The 18485-nt window shown below is 70.9% G+C and carries 13 protein-coding genes; 7 read left to right on the top strand and 6 right to left on the bottom strand.

Annotated elements, in window-relative coordinates:
• Position 1: 1 nt before the first annotated feature.
• Together OG223_RS48740 and OG223_RS48735 are read left to right on the top strand one after the other, a co-directional pair.
• Positions 2–973 (top strand): enoyl-CoA hydratase/isomerase family protein, encoded by a 972-nt coding sequence (locus tag OG223_RS48740; protein WP_329263739.1) that lies wholly within the window; start codon positions 2–4, stop codon positions 971–973.
• Complete coding sequence (locus OG223_RS48735) at positions 970–3336, top strand: CaiB/BaiF CoA-transferase family protein (protein ID WP_329263737.1); 2367 nt, start codon at positions 970–972, stop codon at positions 3334–3336. The genes OG223_RS48740 and OG223_RS48735 overlap by 4 nt, the downstream gene beginning before the upstream one ends.
• Here OG223_RS48735 and OG223_RS48730 read toward each other — a convergent pair.
• Positions 3311–4198, bottom strand: coding sequence for a LysR family transcriptional regulator (locus tag OG223_RS48730; RefSeq protein WP_329263735.1), 888 nt, complete (start codon positions 4196–4198; stop codon positions 3311–3313). The two genes, OG223_RS48735 and OG223_RS48730, sit on opposite strands and share 26 nt — an antisense overlap.
• Before the next feature lie 115 nt (positions 4199–4313).
• Between OG223_RS48730 and OG223_RS48725 the strand changes: the two genes are divergently transcribed.
• The gene (locus OG223_RS48725) at positions 4314–5207 is read left to right on the top strand and encodes an MBL fold metallo-hydrolase (RefSeq protein WP_329263734.1); all 894 of its coding nucleotides are present in this window, start codon (positions 4314–4316) and stop codon (positions 5205–5207) included.
• A gap of 9 nt (positions 5208–5216) precedes the next feature.
• Here the strand turns inward: OG223_RS48725 and OG223_RS48720 are convergent, their stop codons facing one another.
• Complete coding sequence (locus OG223_RS48720) at positions 5217–6719, bottom strand: serine/threonine-protein kinase (protein ID WP_329263733.1); 1503 nt, start codon at positions 6717–6719, stop codon at positions 5217–5219.
• A 273-nt stretch (positions 6720–6992) separates the two neighbouring features.
• On the opposite strand from OG223_RS48720, the gene OG223_RS48715 reads away from it, so the two are divergent.
• The 3 genes from OG223_RS48715 to OG223_RS48705 all read left to right on the top strand — a co-directional run bounded on the left by OG223_RS48715 (position 6993) and on the right by OG223_RS48705 (position 11343).
• A complete protein-coding gene (locus tag OG223_RS48715; RefSeq protein ID WP_329263731.1) occupies positions 6993–9227 on the top strand; it encodes an MMPL family transporter in 2235 nt (744 codons plus the stop codon).
• A 140-nt stretch (positions 9228–9367) separates the two neighbouring features.
• Positions 9368–10690 carry a sensor histidine kinase gene (locus OG223_RS48710; RefSeq protein ID WP_329263729.1) on the top strand — a complete coding sequence of 441 codons (1323 nt, stop codon included), beginning with the start codon at positions 9368–9370 and terminating at the stop codon, positions 10688–10690.
• Positions 10687–11343 (top strand): response regulator transcription factor, encoded by a 657-nt coding sequence (locus OG223_RS48705; RefSeq protein ID WP_329263727.1) that lies wholly within the window; start codon positions 10687–10689, stop codon positions 11341–11343. The genes OG223_RS48710 and OG223_RS48705 overlap by 4 nt, the downstream gene beginning before the upstream one ends.
• Positions 11344–11353: 10 nt before the next feature.
• On the opposite strand, the gene OG223_RS48700 is transcribed toward OG223_RS48705, so the two are convergent.
• The 4 genes from OG223_RS48700 to OG223_RS48685 form a co-directional block, all read right to left on the bottom strand.
• The gene (locus OG223_RS48700) at positions 11354–12136 is read right to left on the bottom strand and encodes an alpha/beta fold hydrolase (RefSeq protein ID WP_329263726.1); all 783 of its coding nucleotides are present in this window, start codon (positions 12134–12136) and stop codon (positions 11354–11356) included.
• 127 nt (positions 12137–12263) lie between these two features.
• Complete coding sequence (locus OG223_RS48695) at positions 12264–13805, bottom strand: hypothetical protein (protein ID WP_329263724.1); 1542 nt, start codon at positions 13803–13805, stop codon at positions 12264–12266.
• Positions 13802–15865: a hypothetical protein gene (locus OG223_RS48690; protein WP_329263722.1), complete on the bottom strand. Its 2064-nt coding sequence runs from the start codon at positions 15863–15865 to the stop codon at positions 13802–13804. The genes OG223_RS48695 and OG223_RS48690 overlap by 4 nt, the downstream gene beginning before the upstream one ends.
• Positions 15866–16111: 246 nt before the next feature.
• Positions 16112–17140 carry a LacI family DNA-binding transcriptional regulator gene (locus OG223_RS48685; protein ID WP_329263720.1) on the bottom strand — a complete coding sequence of 343 codons (1029 nt, stop codon included), beginning with the start codon at positions 17138–17140 and terminating at the stop codon, positions 16112–16114.
• Positions 17141–17460: 320 nt separating this feature from the next.
• Here OG223_RS48685 and OG223_RS48680 point away from each other — a divergent pair, with 320 nt between their 5' ends.
• Positions 17461–18480 carry a sugar ABC transporter substrate-binding protein gene (locus OG223_RS48680; RefSeq protein WP_329263719.1) on the top strand — a complete coding sequence of 340 codons (1020 nt, stop codon included), beginning with the start codon at positions 17461–17463 and terminating at the stop codon, positions 18478–18480.
• Positions 18481–18485: the final 5 nt, after the last annotated feature.

Genomic DNA, 18485 nt, shown 5'->3' with positions numbered 1-18485 from the left:
CATGGCTGACAGCTCGCGTCCCTCGGCGGAGGAGATCATCCGCTACGAGAAGGACCCCAAGACGAAGATCGCCACCCTCACCCTGGACCGGCCCGACGCCCTGAACGCACCGACCGCGGCGGCCCGGCTGCGCTTCGGGGACCTGTTGCACCGCGCCAACGTCGACGACGAGGTGAAGGTCCTGGTGATCCGGGGCATCGGCGACGACCTCGGCTCGGGCGCCGACATCACGGAAACGATGGAGATGCACGCGGCGCCGACCTCAGGCCCCCTCCTGTCGGAGCTCGGGCTCGACGAGGACGACGACGTCCGCTATCCGCCCAAGGGCTCCTACCGCTACGGCGGAACCCCGTCCCAGTGGTACGCGAATCCCGGGGCCGGCTGCCGGAGCCTCCAGGACTTCAAGAAGATCAGCATCCTGGAGGTCAAGGGCTACTGCTACGGCTGGCACTTCTACCAGGCGGCCGACGCCGACCTGGTGATCTCCGCCGACGACGCCCTCTTCGGCCACCCCTCCTTCCGCTACGTCGGCTGGGCACCCCGGATGTGGACCTGGGCGCAGACGATGGGCCTGCGGAAGTTCCAGGAGATGGTGTTCACCGGCAGGCCCTTCACGGCCCTGGAGATGTACGAGTGCAACTTCCTCAACAGCGTCGTCCCCCGGGACGAGTTGGAGAAGGAGGTGGACAAGTACGCACTGGCCTGCGCACGCACCCGGCCGACCGACACGGTGTTCATGCAGAAGGTCTTCTTCGAGATCTTCAAACAGCACCAGGGCGAGTACATGGGCTCCCTGCTCACCGGTCTCTTCGAATCGGTCGGCGGCATGGCCCGGGCCGACGGCAACGACCTGATGCTCGACCAGGAGACGGTCGACGGCGGCGTACCCAACGCGGTCCGCAGCAACGACGACCGCTTCCCGCCGGACTTCCGGCTGAGCAGGTCGGGCCGCAAGCGAAGGGACGACTCTTGACCCTCACGCCCGCCGACCCCCCGCTCACCGGCTGCGCCGTGGTGGACCTGTCCACGGGAATCCCCGGCGCCTACTGCACGAAGCTGCTCGCCGACGGGGGCGCCCAGGTCGTCAAGGTCGAACCTCCGGAAGGCGATCCGCTACGACGCTGGTCGGCATCCGGCGCCACGATCCAACCCGGCGACGACGGCGCCCTGTTCAGCTTCCTGGCCTGCTCGAAGGAGAGCGTCGTAGGCGATCCGGAGCTGGTGCGCGGACTCCTGGCATCGGCGGACGTCGCGGTGTGGTCGCCGGGCTCGCCCCTGTCCCCCCAGGAGATCCACCGCACCCACCCGCACCTGGTCGTCACGTCGATCACGCCGTTCGGTCTTGAGGGGCCGTGGCGGGACCGCGCGGCCACCGAGTTCACGCTGCAGGCCTGGTCCGGCGGCATCGTCGGGCTGGGGCGCGGCGCACCGGACCGGGCGCCGGTCCACGTGGGAGGTCAGGTCGGTGACTGGGTGTCGGGGGCGTACGCCGCCGCCGCGACCATGGCCGTACGACTGCGCGCTCCCGGCACCGGCGAACTGATCGATCTCTCCATGCTCGAAGTGCATGTCCTGTCCCTGACCTACCACCCGGTGACGTTCCGGGACATGCTGGACCGGCCGTGGCAGCAGACGCGGAGGCTGAACATGCCGGGTGTGGCCACTGCCAAGGACGGACTCGTGGCGCTCGGGTGTGCGACGGCCCAGCAGTTCTTCGACCTGTGCGCGATGGTCGGCCACCCGGAGTGGATCGACGAGAAGAACCCGGTCTCGATCGGCGAACGGACCACCGCGACGGCCCCGGTGATCCAGGAGTGGATCGCCGGCCGGACGGTCGCGGAGGTGCGCGAGCTGGCCACGGCGTTCCGCATCCCCAACTCCGCGGTCGTCAACGGCGCCAACGCCCCGGCCATGGACCACTTCGAAGCCCGCCGGAGCTTCCTGCCCAACCCGCGCGACGGCTTCCTCCAGCCTGTCCCTCCCTTCCGTCTGGAACCCGCACGGTTACGTCCGCCGGGCCCGGCCCCGCGTCTCGGCGAGCACACCGGGAGCCACCGTGGCACGGCGCGTCGGGCGAGCGGGAAGACGGGCGCCGGACTGTCGTTCAGCGGTCTGCGGGTCCTCGACATGACCGCCTTCTGGGCCGGACCCTCGTGCACGCACGTGCTCGCCCTGCTCGGGGCCGAGGTGATCCACCTGGAGTCGACGTCGCGGCCCGACGGCACCCGGCTGATCGCGGGCGTCCCACCGACCGTGGACCAGTGGTGGGAGCGGTCGCCGATCTTCGCGGGCCTCAACACCAACAAGAAGAGCCTGACACTCGACTTCCGGACCGAGCGGGGACGAGACCTGCTGCGCCGCCTGATCGCGACCTGCGATGTGATCGTCGAGAACTACACCCCGCGGGTCCTGGACCAACTCGGCCTGGACTACGAGGCGGTACGGGCCCTGCGCCCCGACACCATCATGGTCCGCATGCCCGGCTTCGGCCTCGACGGACCGTGGCGCGACAACGCCGCGTTCGCCTTCGTCATCGAGGACGCGTCGGGACTGACCTGGCTCACCGGCCACCCGGAGAGCAATCCCGTCGAGCCGTACTCGATCGGCGACCCGAACGCCGGCGTCCACGCGCTGAACGGTCTGCTGCTGGCCCTGGAGCACCGGCGCCAAACCGGCGAGGGAGCACTGGTGGAGGCGGCCATGGTCGACGCGGCTCTCAACGTGGCCGCCGAGCAGGTCATCGAGTACTCGGCCTACGGCGCGCTGCTGGAGCGGGCCGGGAACCGCGGGCCTCGCGCGGCCCCGCAGAACCTGTATCTCACCGCGGAACAGGACGAGTTCGGCCGACGGGACTCCTGGGTGGCGATAGCCGTGGCCACCGACGAACAGTGGGAGGCGCTGCGCGACGCTCTCGGCCACCCCGGCTGGGCGTCGAGCCCCGAGCTGTCCACCACGGAGGGACGGCACAAGCACCATGACGCCGTCGACGAGCAGCTCGCCGCCTGGTGCCGTGAGCGCGGTGCGGACGAGATCGTCGACCGCCTCTGGCGGGCCGGTGTCCCGGTGGGCAAGGTGATGCAGCCGCACCGGCAGGCCGAGTTGGAGCAGTTGCGGTGCCGCGGCTTCTTCGAGGAGATCGACCACCCCGTGAGCGGCCGGGCCCGCTACAGCACCCTGCCGGTACGGCTCTCCCGGAGCCCTGTCCACCGCCGTCTTCGCCACGCTCCCCTGCTCGGCCGGCACAACCACGAGCTGCTGGCCGAACTCGGCCTGACGGAACGGGAGATCGCCGTGCTGGAGGCCGACGGGGTCATCGGCCGGGCGCCGGCCCGGTAGTCGTGCCGTGCACGGCCTCGGCGATCCGCACGAACGACCGGATCAGTGGAGTGGTGTCGGCGGCGCGCCAGGCGATGACGAATCGGCTGGGCGGCATGTCGGTCAACGGCACCACCGTCAGCCCCTCCGGCAGGGCGTGCCCGAGCGGCATCAACCCCACGGTGCCGTTCCACAGCACGGACTGGAGGCACTCGTGAGCCGTCCGTACGACGGGCCCGTCACGGCGGCTGCCGTCGTCGGCCGCGCCCGTCCAGTAGGCCTGCCACACCGGGTCCGTGCCGTCCGGGAAGCGGAACCAGCGGCGCTCGGCGAGGTCGGCCAGGCACAGGTCCTCGCGGCCGGCGAGTGGGTCGTCCGTGCGCAGGACCACGCCGACGGGGTCCGAGCGCAGGGTCCGGGTGGCGATGCCGGTGTCGTCGAAGGGCGCCCTGGTCAGCGCCACGTCGACGAGTCCGGCCCGTAGTCCGGCGGTCGGATCGGTCAGGTCCGACTCGCGGACGACGATGCGGGTGGCGGGGTGGTGCTCCCGGTGGACGGCGGCGAGCCGGGTGCCGAACTGCTCCGCGCTGTCCGCGAGGGTGCCCACCGTCAGGGTGACCGGTCCGGCCAAGTCACTCACCCGGGCCCGCACCCGGTCGGCCTGAGCCAGCAGGGCGCGCGCCTCCTCGTGGAGCAGGGCGCCGGCCGGGGTCAGGGCGACCCCCGTGGGCGAGCGGAGCAGCAGGGCGCAGCCCAGTTCGGTCTCCAGTTGCCGGATCGCCCGGCTCAGCGGCGGCTGGGTCATCCGCAGGCGCGCGGCGGCCCGGCCGAAGTGGAGTTCCTCGGCGACCGCCACGAAGTAGCGCAGCGTGCGTAGCTCCATGACCGGCGATGATACCGACGCGGTATCGGCCGGACAGGATCGGACTTGGACACCGGACTCGGTCCGGCGGTGGAGTGGTGGCCGGACGAGAACGTCGTACTGCTGAGGAGTCACCATGGCCGACCGTGTGCTGCCCGACCCCGTCGTGCACATCGCCGAAGTGCGGGAACTGGACCGGGACTTGGTGGTCGTACCGGACCGGCGGGTGCCGTTGGTGCCCAATATCGGTGTCATCGGGGGCCGGGACGCGGTGCTCGTCGTGGAGACGGGATTGGGGCCCCAAAACGCCGAGAAGGTACTGGAGTTCGCGTCCGAGTACGCCCGGGGGCGCAGGCTGTATGTGACGACGACCCACTTCCACCCGGAGCACGCGTTCGGGGCGCAGGTCTTCGCGGGCGAGGCGACCTTCCTCGTGAACCGCGCGCAGGCCGAGGACCTGAAGGTGAAGGGGCCGGGCTATCTCGACATGTTCCGGGGGCTCGGCGAGCCGGTCGCCCGGCAGCTCGAAGGCGTCGTACTGCCGGAGCCCGACCTCGTGTACGACGAGGCGTACGACCTCGAACTGGGCGGCCGGGTCGTGCAGTTGAGGGCCACCGGCCGGGCGCACAGCAGGGGCGACCAGGTCGTGCGGGTGCCGGACGCGGACGTACTGTTCACGGGGGACCTGGTGGAGGCGGGACAGTTCGCCATCTTCCCGTGGTTCCCGCCGTACGACACGGATGTCTCCGGCACGCGCTGGCTCGCGGTCATGGAGCGGCTCGCGGGCGAGGGGGCGCGGGTCGTGGTGCCGGGCCACGGGGCCGTCGGCGGGCCGGAGTTGCTCGCGGACGTCCGCGACTATCTCCGGCTGCTGCGGGACGAGACGTGGGTGCGGCGCGACTCGGCGATGAGCGAGGAGACGATCGTCGAGGAGGTCCGGGCACTCATGGTCGAGCGGCATCCCGAGTGGGCCGAACCGGACTGGATCGACAAGGGAGTCGGCTGCCTCTGCGCCGAACACCCGGCGTGAGCGCGCGAGTTACGAGGCGCTCGTCACGAAGCCGTCCCTGGCCGTGTCGAAGACGGGACGGTAGGTGTCCCACTTCGCGTCCGGCGCCGAGAGGTAGATGTCGTACTCGCGGTCGCCCTCCCGGCCGAAGCCGAGGTTGATGGCGCGGAACATCCGGACCCGGCCCTGGAAGGTGAACTCCCAGATGGCGGCGGGCTGTTGGCGGAAGGTGGTCTGCTGCATGCGGAGCCTGCGGTACGTGGGGTAGTTGACCTTGGTGTTGGCCTCGATGTCCGCGAAGTGCGTGCTGGGGTTGGGTCCCGCGGGGTCGACGACGCCGATGGTGAGCCCGGCCAGGCCCGTCCCGTCGGTGTAGGTGATCTGCTCCGCCGTCCGTTTGCCGGCCTTCCAGCCGTCCGGCACCGGGAAGGAGACGCCGAGTTGCCGGTCCCGTACGAGGTGATAGCCCTCCGGCAGGGGGGACGCGGAGGCCGTGGTCGTGGGCGGGCTCGCAGCGTTCCCGGGTGCGGACGTCGACGTCGTGTGCAGCACGAACGCCGTGGCCGCCACGGCCGCGGCCACCGCGACGGCGATCCCTCCGAGGAGAAGCCTCTTACGGCCCCGCCGCCGCCCCCGGCCCGAGTCTCCCGCCGGCTTGGGCCCAGGGGTTGCGGCGGTCAACTCGCCGGGGGCCGGGGGCAGTTCGGCCGTCGACTCGCCCCACCACGCGGTCTGGAGGGCCCGTTCCGTCTGTTCCGCCGTCGGTCGTTCCTCGGGTTCCTTGCTCAGGAGCGCCTCGACGATCGGCTCCAGCGGTCCGGCCTGCTTCATGGGTTCCAGCGGGTCCACGGCGATGGCGTACGCGGTCTCCATCGCGGTGGCCCGGCGGAAGGGCGGACGTCCCTCGACGGCCTGGTAGAGCGTGGCGCCCAGGGCCCACAGGTCGGAGGCGGTTCCGGGGGTGAGCCCGCGGATCCGCTCCGGGGCCATGTAGTGGACGGAGCCGACCATCTCACCGGTCTTCGTCAGGGTCGATGTCCCGTCCGTCATGGCGATGCCGAAGTCGGTGAGGACGATCCGGTCGCCTGCGCCGAGCAGGACGTTGCCGGGCTTGACGTCGCGGTGCAGGACGCCGGCGGCGTGGGCCGCGCGCAGGGCGGCGACCATGTCCAGGCCGAACCGGGCCGCCTCCTGGTACGGGAGGGTGCGGCCGTCCTTGAGGAGTTCGGCGAGCGTGGGGCCCGGGACGTACTCCATGACGATGCAGGGGCGTCCTTCGTCGTCGACGACGTCATGGACGACGATCACGTTCGGGTGCGCGATGCGGGCGGCGCTGCGGGCCTCGCGGCGGGTGCGCTCGTAGAGCGTGGCGAGTTCGTCGGCGGAGAGTTCCGGCCGGTCGTGGAGCCGCTTGATCGCGACCTGGCGGCCGAGCACCTCGTCGTCGGCCCGCCAGACGGTGCCCATGCCGCCCCGGCCGATCTGCTCGGTCAGCCGGTAGCGCCCGGCGATGCGACGCCCTTCGTCCGACACGGTGTCCTCCGCCGGTTCTGTCCCTGTTCGATTCGCCTGGTCACCATAACCGGCTCTTGTTCCGGATTCGTATGGGGAGGATCACGGCGCCCTTCCGCACTGGAGGGCGGGGCCCTCTGCTCTGGAGGGTGGAGAGGGTCTAGTACCCCGGTACTAGTCACCCCGGCCGTTTTCACTTCCCCGGTGCTGCGGATGCGAGGAAAGCCGCTCTTAGCGTGAAGGCGTGGGTCGCGCAGGCCCTCCACTTTCTATCGAACCTGGTGGGAGTACCCCATGGCCACCTTCCTCTACCGGCTGGGCCGGTTCTCGTTCCGGCGGCGACGGCTCGTCCTGATGCTGTGGATCGCCGCCTTGGCGGTCGTCGGCATCGGTGCCATGAATGTCTCGACGAGCACGTCCGACAGCTTCACCCTCCCCGGCACGCAGTCGCAGAAGGCGATCGACCTGCTGGAGAAGGAGTTCCCGCAGGCGTCGGCCTCCGGCGCGACCGCGCGCGTGGTGTTCGAAGCGCCCAAGGGGCACACGCTGTCCTCCGGCGCCGACAGGACCGAGGTCCAGTCGCTGATCGCCGATCTCAAGAAGGCGCCCCAGGTCGCGAACGTCTCCGACCCGTACCAGAGCGGCCTGATCAGCAAGTCCGGCACCATCACGTATGCCCAGGTCACCTACAAGGTCGGCCAGCCCGACGTCTCCGACGCGGCGCGCGACGCGCTGCACTCCGTGACCGACAAGGGCGAGAAGGCCGGCCTCGCGGTCAGCCTGGGCGGCAACGCCGTACAGGAGAAGGCGGGCAGCAGCAGCGCCGAGTTGCTCGGTCTGCTGATCGCGGCCGTGGCGCTCGTCATCACGTTCGGGTCGCTGCTCGCGGCGGGGCTGCCGCTGCTGACGGCGATCTTCGGGGTCGGGACGGCGGTCGCCGCCATCACGGTCGCGAGCGCGTTCTTCGACCTCAGCTCGGCCGCCTCGACGCTGGCGCTGATGCTGGGCCTGGCGGTGGCCATCGACTACGCCCTGTTCATCGTCTCCCGGTACCGCAGCGAGATCCGGGACGGCCATGAACCGGAGGAGGCCGCGGGCCGCGCGCTGGGCACCGCCGGTTCCGCGGTGGTGTTCGCCGGTCTCACCGTCGTCATCGCCCTGGCCGGTCTGAGCATCATCGGCATCAGCATGCTGACCACGATGGGGCTGGGCGCCGCCTTCGCGGTCGTCGTCGCGGTACTGATCGCGCTGACCCTGCTGCCCGCCGTCCTCGGCTTCGCCGGGATGCGGATCATGGGCAGCCGGTTCACCAGCCGCCGGATGCGCGCGATCCAGGAGCGCGGCGAGGGCGAGACGACGGGCGTGCGCTGGGCCCGGTTCGTGACCCGCAACCCGTTGAAGATGCTGGTCGTCTCGGTCGTCGGGCTCGGTGTCCTGGCCATCCCCGCGCTGTCGATGCGCCTGGCCCTGCCCGACGACAGCACGTCCTCGCCGGGCACCAGCGAGCGCATCGCCTACGACACGATCACCAAGGGTTTCGGCGACGGCTACAACGGCCCGCTGACCGTGGTCATCGACGGCCCGAGCGGCAGCGCCGCCAAGACCGCCGCGCAGGACGCGGTCGCCCAGCTCGGCAAGTTGTCCGACGTCGCCGCCGTACGCCCCGCCGTGTTCAACCAGAACGGCGACGTGGCCCTGATCTCCGTCGTACCGAAGAGCTCCCCCAGCAGCCAGGCCACCGTCGACCTGGTCTCCGAGATCCGCGACCGGGGCCCGGCGCTGAAGTCCGACACCGGCGCCGAACTGATGGTCACCGGCACCACCGCGCTGAACATCGACGTGTCCAACAAGCTCAGCGGCGCTCTGATCCCCTACCTGGGTGTGGTCGTCGGCCTGGCCCTGGTCCTGCTGCTCCTCGTCTTCCGCTCGATCCTGGTCCCCCTCAAGGCCGCCCTCGGCTTCCTGCTCAGCGTGCTCGCCACGCTCGGTGTCGTGGTCGCGGTGTTCCAGTGGGGCTGGCTGGCGGACCTGTTCGGCGTCGACCAGACCTCGCCGATCGTGAGCGTCCTGCCGATCTTCATGATCGGCGTGGTGTTCGGACTCGCCATGGACTACGAGGTGTTCCTGGTGACCCGGATGCGTGAGGCGTACGTCCACGGGGCCGAGCCCACGGAAGCGGTGATCGCGGGCTTCCGGTACAGCGCCCGGGTGGTCACGGCCGCCGCGGTCATCATGATCTCCGTGTTCGCCGGGTTCCTGCTGGACGACGTGGCGCTCATCAAGTCGATCGGCCTGGGCCTCGCCTCCGCGGTCCTCTTCGACGCCTTCGTCGTCCGTATGACGATCGTGCCCGCGGTCATGACCCTGCTCGGCCGCCGCGCCTGGGCGCTGCCCGGCCGGCTGGACCGGGCGCTGCCCAACGTCGACGTGGAAGGTGAACGCCTGCGCCACCTGCTGGCCGAGACCCCGGACGAGTCCGGCAAGGGGGAGCACGCGCCCGTGTCGCCCGTCACCACCGGCAAGAGCTGAGGCAGCCGCCGTACGATCCACACCAGGGCGCGGACCACGACCGTACGGCTCCCGCCTCTGTCGACCACACCGTCCCCGCCCGTCGGTCCCCTTCCCCCCGGGACCGGCGGGCGGCCCGCCTGCACCATGGAGGGTGTCCCGTGACCGCACCGCCGACGACGGATCGGCCGCTCAAGCCCGAGAACCTGATGGGACGGACTCGCCTGGGCGACTCCGAGTACCGCTCGGTCGTCCGGCTGCTCGCCTGGCTGGGGCGGGTGCGGGCGGCCGATGTGGCCCATCCGCGGGTCAGGTTGTGGGGGGTGCCCGCCTTTTACGCTCTCGGCGGTGTTCCGGCGCTGGTACGCGGTGCCCACGACTCCGCCCCCGCGTTCGTGCTGACGCTGGCGATCACGGCGGGGTACACCGTGCCGTTGCTGTGGCGGAAGCAGCGGCCCGGGCTGGTGTTCGCCGTCCTGGTCGTCCTCTCCGAGGTGTCGCTGGCCCTGGGGGTGGACTCGGGTTCGAGCGCCACCCAGTTGGTGGCGCTGCTCAACCTGGGGCGCTTCGGGGCTCCCGGCCAACTGGCCGTCGCCGTCGCCTACAACCTCACGCAGACTTTCGTGTCGATCCTCTTCTTCAACAGCGCCAACATGTCGCGCGCCGCGGCCAGCACCCCGGTGCTGGCGTTCCTGGCCGTGGTCGCCATCCTGTCGATGGCCGCGCTGGGGCTGGCCGGAAAACTGGTGAACGCCTACATCGAAGCGCTCCAGGAACACGCCGTACGGCTGGAGTTGGAGCGCGACCAGCGCGCCCAGTTGGCCGCGGCGACCGAACGCGCCCGCGTGGCACGGGAGATGCACGACATCCTCGGCCACACCCTCGCCGTGATCGTCGGCCTCGCGGGCGGTGCCGCCGGGCTCGCCGAGACCAAGCCGAAGCGGGGCGCGGACACGCTGCGGATCATCGCCGAGAGCGGGCGCGGCGCGCTGGCCGAACTGCGCAGGCTGCTCGCCGTCATCCACGAGGACGAGGACGAGCCCGGCGAGACTCCGCTCGCGCCCCAGCCCGGCCTGGCCGATCTGGGCGCCCTGATGGAGCGGGTCCGGTCGGCGGGCCCCGCCGCCGCCCTGCGTCTGGAGGGCCGGCTCGCCTGTCTCCCCCAGGGGCTTCAGCTCGCCGTCTACCGCATCGTGCAGGAAGCCCTCACCAACACGCTCAAGCACGCGGCACCGGACACGACCGTCGAGGTCACGGTCACGGCCGACGCGGAGGCCGTGCACATCACCGTCGAGGACACCGGCCCGCGGCAGGCGGCCGGCACCGACGAACCGGGCAAGGGCCTGGTCGGCATGCGCGAGCGGGCCGCGCTCTACGGCGGACAGGTCGCCGCGGGCCCCAACTCCCGTGGTGGCTGGACCGTCAGCGCCCTCCTCCACCTCACCTCGACCGCCCCCGACCTCATGGAGAAGCACCCGGCATGACCACCGTCCTCATCGTCGACGACCAGGCCCTGCAACGGCTCGGCTTCAGCATGCTCATCGAGCAGTACCCCGACCTGAGCACCGTCGGCGAGGCCACGCACGGCGTCGAGGCGGTGCGGCTGGCGGCCGAACTGCGGCCCGATGTCGTCCTGATGGACGTCCGCATGCCCGGCATGGACGGCATCGAGGCCACCCGCCGGATCGTGCAGTCGGGCGGGCGCTCCCGCGTCCTGGTCCTGACCACCTTCGACCTCGACGAGTACGCGTACGCCGCGCTGCGCGCCGGGGCCAGCGGCTTCCTCCTGAAGGACGCGCTGCCCGAGGAACTCGTCGCGGGCATCCGGGCGGTGGCGGCCGGCGACGCCGTCATCTCCCCCGGCCTGACCCGCAAACTGATCGACGCCTTCGCCGACCGGATGCCCGGCCGCACCCCCGAACAGGACCGCCGCCTCGACGCCCTGACCGACCGGGAGCGCGAGGTGCTCACCGTCATGGCGGCCGGCTGGAGCAACACCGAGATCGCCGAACGCCTGTGCCTCGCCGAGTCCACCGTGAAGTCCCACGTCAGCCGCATCCTCGCCAAGATCGGCGCGCGGGACCGGGTCCAGGCGGTGATCTTCGCGTACGACGCCGGGCTGGTACGGCCGGCCTGAGTCCTTGTTCCTAGGCCGCCGGCGCGGTCACGAACCCGTCGATCAGCGCGGTGAGCCGGGCCGGTTTCTCCACGGGCAGTTCGTGCCCGGCGTCGACGATCCGCACGACGGCGTCCGGGTAGGCGTTGGCCATCCGCAGCATCTGCGAGAGCGGCAACTGGATGTCGTGGTAACCGTGCACGATGAGCGTCGGCGCGGTGATCTCGTGCACGCGGTCGAGGACGTCGAAGGCCCGCATCGCGCCGTAGCAGGTCATGACGACCTCTCGGGGCGTGGCGGCGGAGGCGTCGATGTAGGCGCGGATCTTGTCCTTGGGATAGCCGGGGGCGAAGGCGCGCTGGATGTTGACGGCGACGAACAGCTTGAACGGCAGCAGCGTGGACACCGCCAGCAGCAGACCGCGCGCCCGGCTGTACGTCATGCGGCTGATCGAGTCGACCAGCACCACGCGTTCGACGCGCTCGGGATGAGCGAGGGCGAGGGTCTGGGCGATCATCCCGCCCATGGAGTGCCCGACCGGCACGAACCGGTCCACCTCAAGATGGTCGAGCAGCGCGACGACATCCACGGCGAGCTCGTCGACCGTCCGCGCCCCCGCCCCGGTGCTCTCCCCGTGTCCTCGCAGATCGAGCCGGATCACCCGCCGCCCGACCGCGAAGTGCGCGAACTGGTCGTCCCAGCGGTGCCGGTCGGCCGTCCAGCCGTGGATGAACACGAACGGCACGCCGTCTCCGTCACGGGGGCCCTCGTCGTCGTACACGAGCAGTGCGCCGTCGACTTCGAGCTTCGGCATGGGTGACTCCTGTGGGGCGGCGTTGACCGACGTGATCCCGATCTTGCCCTGGACTCGGCGGAGTTGGCCTTGGGGGCGGGTATCCGCAACGAGATCGAGATCACCGGTCGACGTACCCGGCACGTGTTCAGGTCACCGGTGTGCGCGGCGCGGTGCAACTCCCGTTCGGGGGACGGCCCGTCGGCCAGGACAGGGTGACGAAGTGACCGGTGCGGGTGGTGGGGTCGAGGCGGACGACGGCGACCGCCTTGTCGTAGGGGTTGCCCTGGTTGTCGAGGCAGATCCAGCCGCTGGCGCCCTCGACGCGGTGGGCGCCGTGCAGGCGCAGCCAGGCGTTGCGGACCTCGTCGGCCGAGGGGACCGTGTGACCGTGGACGGCTTCGTCGCGGATGCCCTCGATCGCGGTCCAGGCCGAGTCGTAGGTGATGATGGCGCGGGAGTCGGTCAGGTCCACCGGCCCTACCGGGCCTGTCAGTTGAGGGTTCGTCAGGTCATTGAGCGTCTTGAATGCCTCGGCCGAGCCGCCGGTGGCCGGGGTGTCCGGGCCGGTCCAGGCGTCCGGGTGCGAGGAGGCGGTGAGCCGCAGCGTGACGCCGTGCCGGAGGGTGTCCCACTCCAGAGCGCCGTCCAGGGGAAGGGCGTTGGCGGCCGGTCCCGTGATGACGGTGTACGTGTGGGCGCGGCAGCCCCGGTTGCCGAGTTCGTTGAGGAACTGGCGCAGTTGGACCGGCCGGCCCGCGAAGTAGATCTCCTTCGCCGGGGATGCGCAGATGTTGGCGATGATCTGCCGGAAGTCGTTCGACGTCGTGCCCTCCGTGGTGATGTCCGACGGGGACCTGAACTGCTCGGGGGCCAGTGAGGCCCCCTCGGTCCGCGCTTCGAAGACCTTGCGGAGGCTGGTGATGTAGTTGTCGTCGTTCCGCGCGTCCTCCACCAGCACGGTCTGCCGCACCGGGACACCGTGGTCGGCGTGGGCGAGGGCGGCGGCCTGGTCGGTGTTGCTGGGATTGACCCGCACCAACCCCTCGTAGGCGTGCGGGTGTTGAGGCGTGTTGGCGATGTCGTCGGCGGTGAGCGCGCCGCCGACGACGGGGATGTGCTTCACGTTCGTCAGATAGTCGATGGAGCGCTGGGTGGTGGGCAGGCTGATGTCGAACCCGAAGACGGCGCGCAGCCGGTGGTCGGGCGAGGCCGCCATGCGCGCGAGCCGGTCGGCCACCGAGCGCCAATGCCCGCCCCCGAGGCCGGGGTTGGCGAGCACCATACGGATGGCGGGTGCCCGGCCGTTGGCATTGTGGTTGGCGCGGTACTGGGCGAAGTAGGCGCCCTGCACCTCCCACAGGGCGTGTTTCCGGTCGACCGGGGCCGTCAGGCGGGGGAAGTACATCGGGATCATCAGCGCGATGGTGGCGTACGGGGCACCGGACTTGGTCACCCTGTCGTTCTCGGCCTTGATGCGGGCGAACACCTGGTCCAGAGCCGGATCGAAGCTCATGCCGCCGTCCGTGACACCGACGCATTCGTGGGGGGACGACTCCCACTGGACGCCTGTGCCGCAGGAGTTGTCGTCGTAGACGTGGTAGCCGTACCCCAGGCCCACGGACACAACGAGGAGGAACACCACGAGGAGCGCGCGGCGGACGAGTCGCCCCGGAGTACGGAACCTCATCGGCCGTTCCCTTCCGGCACGGTCAGGTACGGGGCCTGGACACCCTCGAGCAACTGCGTGGGCCAGTGCCGGCGGGCCTGCCGGAAGGCGTCGGTGGTCTGGTGCTCGTACAACGTGCGCAACGCGGACTCCACTTGGTCGATACGGTCGGGGCAGGGGGCGTTGAGCGGGTCCGACTGCACCCACAGGGATTCCAGGAGCCGGGCCACGGCTCGGTGCACGACCTCGTCGCGGGCGGCCGGCTCGTCGCGGCCGCAACCGCCGCACGGTCCGTCGTCCGGCGCGGCCTCGAAGCCCGCCGGTGGACGTGGTGCGGCGCAGACGATGTTCACGGCCGACAGCCACGCGCCCGGGGTGCTGTGTCCGAGCCGGTGGTGCAGGGAGCGGACGACCGACTCCGTGAGCCCCAGCGCGAGGGTGTGGTGCAGGTACGCGGACGGGATCTGTCCCGGTGGCTCCTCCGGTACGTAGCCGCTCCGCAGGTGCTGATGGATCTGCCGCCAGCGTTCGGGTTCGGTCCGGGTCCGAAGGCGGTGGAGGAGCAGGTGCCGTAGCGCCCGGTCGGCGACGAGGGGCAGGGACCCGTCGGTGCCCGGCCAGGGAGCGGACGACCAGCAGACGTCCTCCAGCAGTTCGAGGGCCTCGTCCACGCGTCGCGCCCGGGTGGCGCCGGAGTGGAGCCCGGTCCACAGCCGGTGGGCGGCGGTGACGTCGAGTGCCGGGGACAGCTCTGTCAGCCGGTCGCACTTCGTGGGGTCGGGCAACAGCACGGCCAGCAACCGCTCCACTGTCGTACCGCTCCCGTCCGGGGCTGCGGCGTCGAGCAGCGAAGCCGCCGGGCGGGTATCGGGTGCGCGGCCGTGGGCGACGGCGTCCGCCGCCTCGGCGAGGGTCCGGGCATTGCCGGCGCGATCGCCGGCGAACCGGTCGATCAGCAGCGGCAGATACGCCGGTCGGTCCGAGGCGCCGAGGACGCGGACGATGTCGCCGCGCTCCAACGAGGGCAGGGCCAGCCGCAGTACGCCGCCCTCCTCGTCCCCGATCGCGGCCGTGGGGTCGGCGACCTGCCGCAACGGACGATGGTCCGTCGCGTCACCGAGCAGGGCGGCCACCAGGACCGGGCCCACCGCGTCCTTGTCGGTGCCCTTTCGCCGCAGGGGCCCCAGGAAGCGGGAACCGAGGGGCGCATGGGCGTTGTCGAGGAGGATCAGGGGCGGGGGCACCTCGTTCTGGCGGCGCAGCGGGCCGTAGTGGTGCGCGATGTCCGCGAGGAAGGCACTGACCAGGATCTCTTCCAGGCGGGCCTGGTCGCCGCCCGGCCGCCGGAAGTCCCGTACGAATCCGAGCAGTTTCTGTACGGCGTCGCCCTGCTCGTGCTCCAGGTGCTCGCCCCACCAGCGCAGCGCGCCGCGGTTCACCCGTGAACGGAACAGCCGGGGCACCACGGCCCTGAGCGCGGCCCGGCCCGCGCCCACCCATGGTTCGTTCCCCAACAGCCCTGCGGAAACGGCGTGTTCGGCGAGCGGGACCCACGCGGCGAGGAGTGCCTGGCGCTCCTGTCCGCGGTCGCCGTTCTGGTCGATGACCTCCTTGAGGCGTTTCTCCGCGCGGCGCAGATCCTGCGGCGCCACCGCGGCCCCGTCGGGCGTCCCGTCGGGGCTCCAGGCCGTCACGACCAGCAGGCCGAGGGCCAGCCGGGGAAAGCGCAGGAGCTGCGTGGTCCGGCGGACCCTCAGGCCGAGTTTGTACGACAGCAGGTACAGCAGGTCGGTGAGGCGCGAACCGTCCGGGCGGGTGTCGGCCAGATCGGCGAGGAGCGGGTCGCCGAAGTCGGGTGCCGCGAGGTCCACGCGCACCAGCGGGACGAGGGGCGTGTAGGCGGCGGACAGGGCGGCGAGCACGCCGGTCTTGCCGCTGCACCGGCCACCGACCAGCTCGATGACGGGGTTGCCGCCGGGCAGCTCCACCCGCTCGCACCGACCGCCGCTCCGGTCGAGCCCGACGAGCCCGGGCACCAACCCGTCGAGCAACGGGTCCACCCCGTAGAGCCGTTCGACCACTGTCCCCTCAACCCCCTTCGCACCGGCACCGTGCGGCCGCGGCACCGAGGGACCGAAGGTAGGGGCAGAAGGGGGTGGAAATCCGCCTCATTGCCGATGTGACGGATTATGTGCTTCTTTTACGGTCGCATCGGCAGATGGCAGCGATTTCCTGACCGTTCCGGTCAGTGACTCCACTACGGGGGATCACCGCGTCGAACTCCCCGATTCCGCGGACCAGTTGGGGCGAGAGAGCGGCCAACCCCGTCAGCGCGGTTTGGCCATGGTGCTGCGGACGACGAGATGCGGAGCCAGAACCACCTCTCGGGGCTCGGTACGGCCCTGATCGAGACGTTCCACCGCCGCGGCCACCGCGTAGCGCGCCTGCTCCTCGGCGCCCTGGCTGACGGTGGTCAGGTCGAAGCAGCTCAGGCGGGAGAGTCTGTCGTCGTCGTACCCCGCGACGGACACCTCGCCGGGGACGGACACACCGGCGCGGGCGAGAGCGGCCAGCACGCCGATCGCGCTCTGGTCGTTGAACGCGACCACGGCGGTGGGCAGTTCGCCCGCCTCCAGGAGGTGGCGGGCGGCGCGCTCGCCGGCCGCCTCGGTGTTGTCGCCGCGCAGCACACTGATGTGCGCGTCCAGACCGTGCCGCCGCATGGCGGTGCGGTATCCGCGCCGCCGGTCGGTTGCGATCACGCCCTTGCCGCCGTCGACGTACGTGATCTCGCGGTGCCCGAGCGCTACCAGCCGGTCGACGATCTGCCCCACGCCGTCGTCGTCCGCAGTGCGCACCACGTCCAGTTCCCCGTCCTCGATACGACGGCCCACGACGATGACGGGGGCCTTGCCGTCGAGTGCGGCGAGCGTGTCGACGGGCGCGGTCGGGCCGAGCAGGATCAACGCCTCGCTGCGGAAGGCCAGCAGCGTCTCGATGGCGGTGCGCTCGTCACGGGTGCGGGTCTGGGTGCTCAGGACGAGGTCGTAGCCGACCTCCTCGGCGGCCGAGTGCAGGTGTTCGACCAGGTCGGCGTGGAAGGGGCTGTGGACGTCGACCATGACGCCGAGCATCCTGGTGCGCCTGCTGGCCAGCAGGCTGGCGGTGCGGTCCACCTGGTACCCGAGGTCGGCGGCGGCCTTCAGGACACGCTGCCGAGTCCGTTCACTGGGGCCCGCCACACCGCGCAGCACGAGGGAGACGGACGCGGTGGAGACACCTACGCGTGCCGCTACGTCCTCCAGTCGCGGGCGCTTCTTCGCGGCTGCCCGGCGATGTTCCGCCCCGTCCTCCACTTGTGCCTCCCGGCCGCAATCTTCTCGCGCAACGCCCTTGACACGCCCTCGAAACGAGTCGATAGTACCAGGAATTAAAGCGCTTTAAATTGTCCTGACGTTCCGACGAAGACCGTCGGCCCGTCGCCCGCGACCGGCGGGGACACTCGCTCACCGTCGACGCCGCCCACAAGGCGGACAAGCGGTCGCGGCCGGCGCGGCCGGCCGCCACAGCTCCCTGCGAGCCGACTCCGATCCTCCATACCGACCCCGGCCCATCAAGCAGCCGCGGACCCACCGCCCTGCTACCTCTTTCAGTCGCACAGCGAGGTGCACGAACCATGAGCCGTACATCCCTTCCCCGCTCCCGCAGAATCGCCCCCGCCGTGGCCGTCGCCGCCGTGGCCGCGCTCACCCTCGCGGGCTGCTCCAGCAGCTCCGGCGGCAAGAAGTCCGACGAGTCCGCGGGCAACGTCTCCGCGGGCAAGGCGACCACACCGCGTATGACGATCGCGATGGTCACCCACGCGCCCTCCGGCGACACCTTCTGGGACACCATCCGCAAGGGCGCGCAGGCTGCCGCCGCCAAGGACAACGTCCGGCTCATCTACTCCAACGACGAGACCGCCGCCGACCAGGCCAACCTGGTGCAGAACGCGATCGACCAGAAGGTCGACGGCATCGCGGTCACCCTCGCCAAGCCCGAGGCCATGAAGGCCGTCGTCGCCAAGGCCGAGCAGGCCGGCATCCCGGTCGTGGGCTTCAACGCCGGGCTGAGCGACTGGCAGAAGCAGGGTCTGCTGTCCTTCTTCGGGCAGGACGAGGCCGTCTCCGGGCAGGCACTCGGCACCAAGCTCAACTCCACCGGCGTCAAGCACACGTTGTGCGTGATCCAGGCGCAGGGCGACGTCAACCTCGAACAGCGCTGCGCGGGCGTGAAGAAGTCGTTTACCGGCAAGACCGACATCCTGTACGTCAACGGTACGGACATGCCGTCGGTGAAGTCGACGATCACGGCCAAGCTCACGCAGGACAAGACCATTGACGACGTGGTCACCCTCGGCGCCCCGTTCGCCCTGACCGCCGTGCAGTCGGTGTCCGACGCGGGCAGCAAGGCGAAGGTCGCCACCTTCGACCTCAACAAGGACCTCATCTCCGCGATCGAGAAGGGCACCATCCAGTTCGCGGTGGACCAGCAGCCGTATCTCCAGGGCTACTTGGCGGTCGACTCGCTGTGGCTGTACAAGACGAACGGCAATTACAGCGGTGGTGGTGAGGCGCCGGTGCTGACCGGGCCGGCCTTCGTCGACAAGACGAACGTCGCCAAGGTCGCCGAGTTCGCCGCCAAGGGAACGCGGTGACGCCC

It is taken from the genome of Streptomyces sp. NBC_01478 (assembly GCF_036227225.1).
In the GTDB taxonomy this organism is placed as follows: domain Bacteria; phylum Actinomycetota; class Actinomycetes; order Streptomycetales; family Streptomycetaceae; genus Streptomyces.
This window is presented reverse-complemented; position numbering and strand designations above follow the sequence as displayed.

Bases quoted from the DNA above. Each gene is read 5' to 3' on its own strand.
- OG223_RS48740 (WP_329263739.1), top strand. From the start codon at position 2: ATGGCTGACAGCTCGCGTCCCTCGGCGGAGGAGATCATCCGCTACGAG.
- OG223_RS48730 (WP_329263735.1), bottom strand. From the start codon at position 4,198: ATGGAGCTACGCACGCTGCGCTACTTCGTGGCGGTCGCCGAGGAACTC.
- OG223_RS48725 (WP_329263734.1), top strand. From the start codon at position 4,314: ATGGCCGACCGTGTGCTGCCCGACCCCGTCGTGCACATCGCCGAAGTG.
- OG223_RS48715 (WP_329263731.1), top strand. From the start codon at position 6,993: ATGGCCACCTTCCTCTACCGGCTGGGCCGGTTCTCGTTCCGGCGGCGA.
- OG223_RS48705 (WP_329263727.1), top strand. From the start codon at position 10,687: ATGACCACCGTCCTCATCGTCGACGACCAGGCCCTGCAACGGCTCGGC.
- OG223_RS48700 (WP_329263726.1), bottom strand. From the start codon at position 12,136: ATGCCGAAGCTCGAAGTCGACGGCGCACTGCTCGTGTACGACGACGAG.
- OG223_RS48695 (WP_329263724.1), bottom strand. From the start codon at position 13,805: ATGAGGTTCCGTACTCCGGGGCGACTCGTCCGCCGCGCGCTCCTCGTG.
- OG223_RS48680 (WP_329263719.1), top strand. From the start codon at position 17,461: ATGAGCCGTACATCCCTTCCCCGCTCCCGCAGAATCGCCCCCGCCGTG.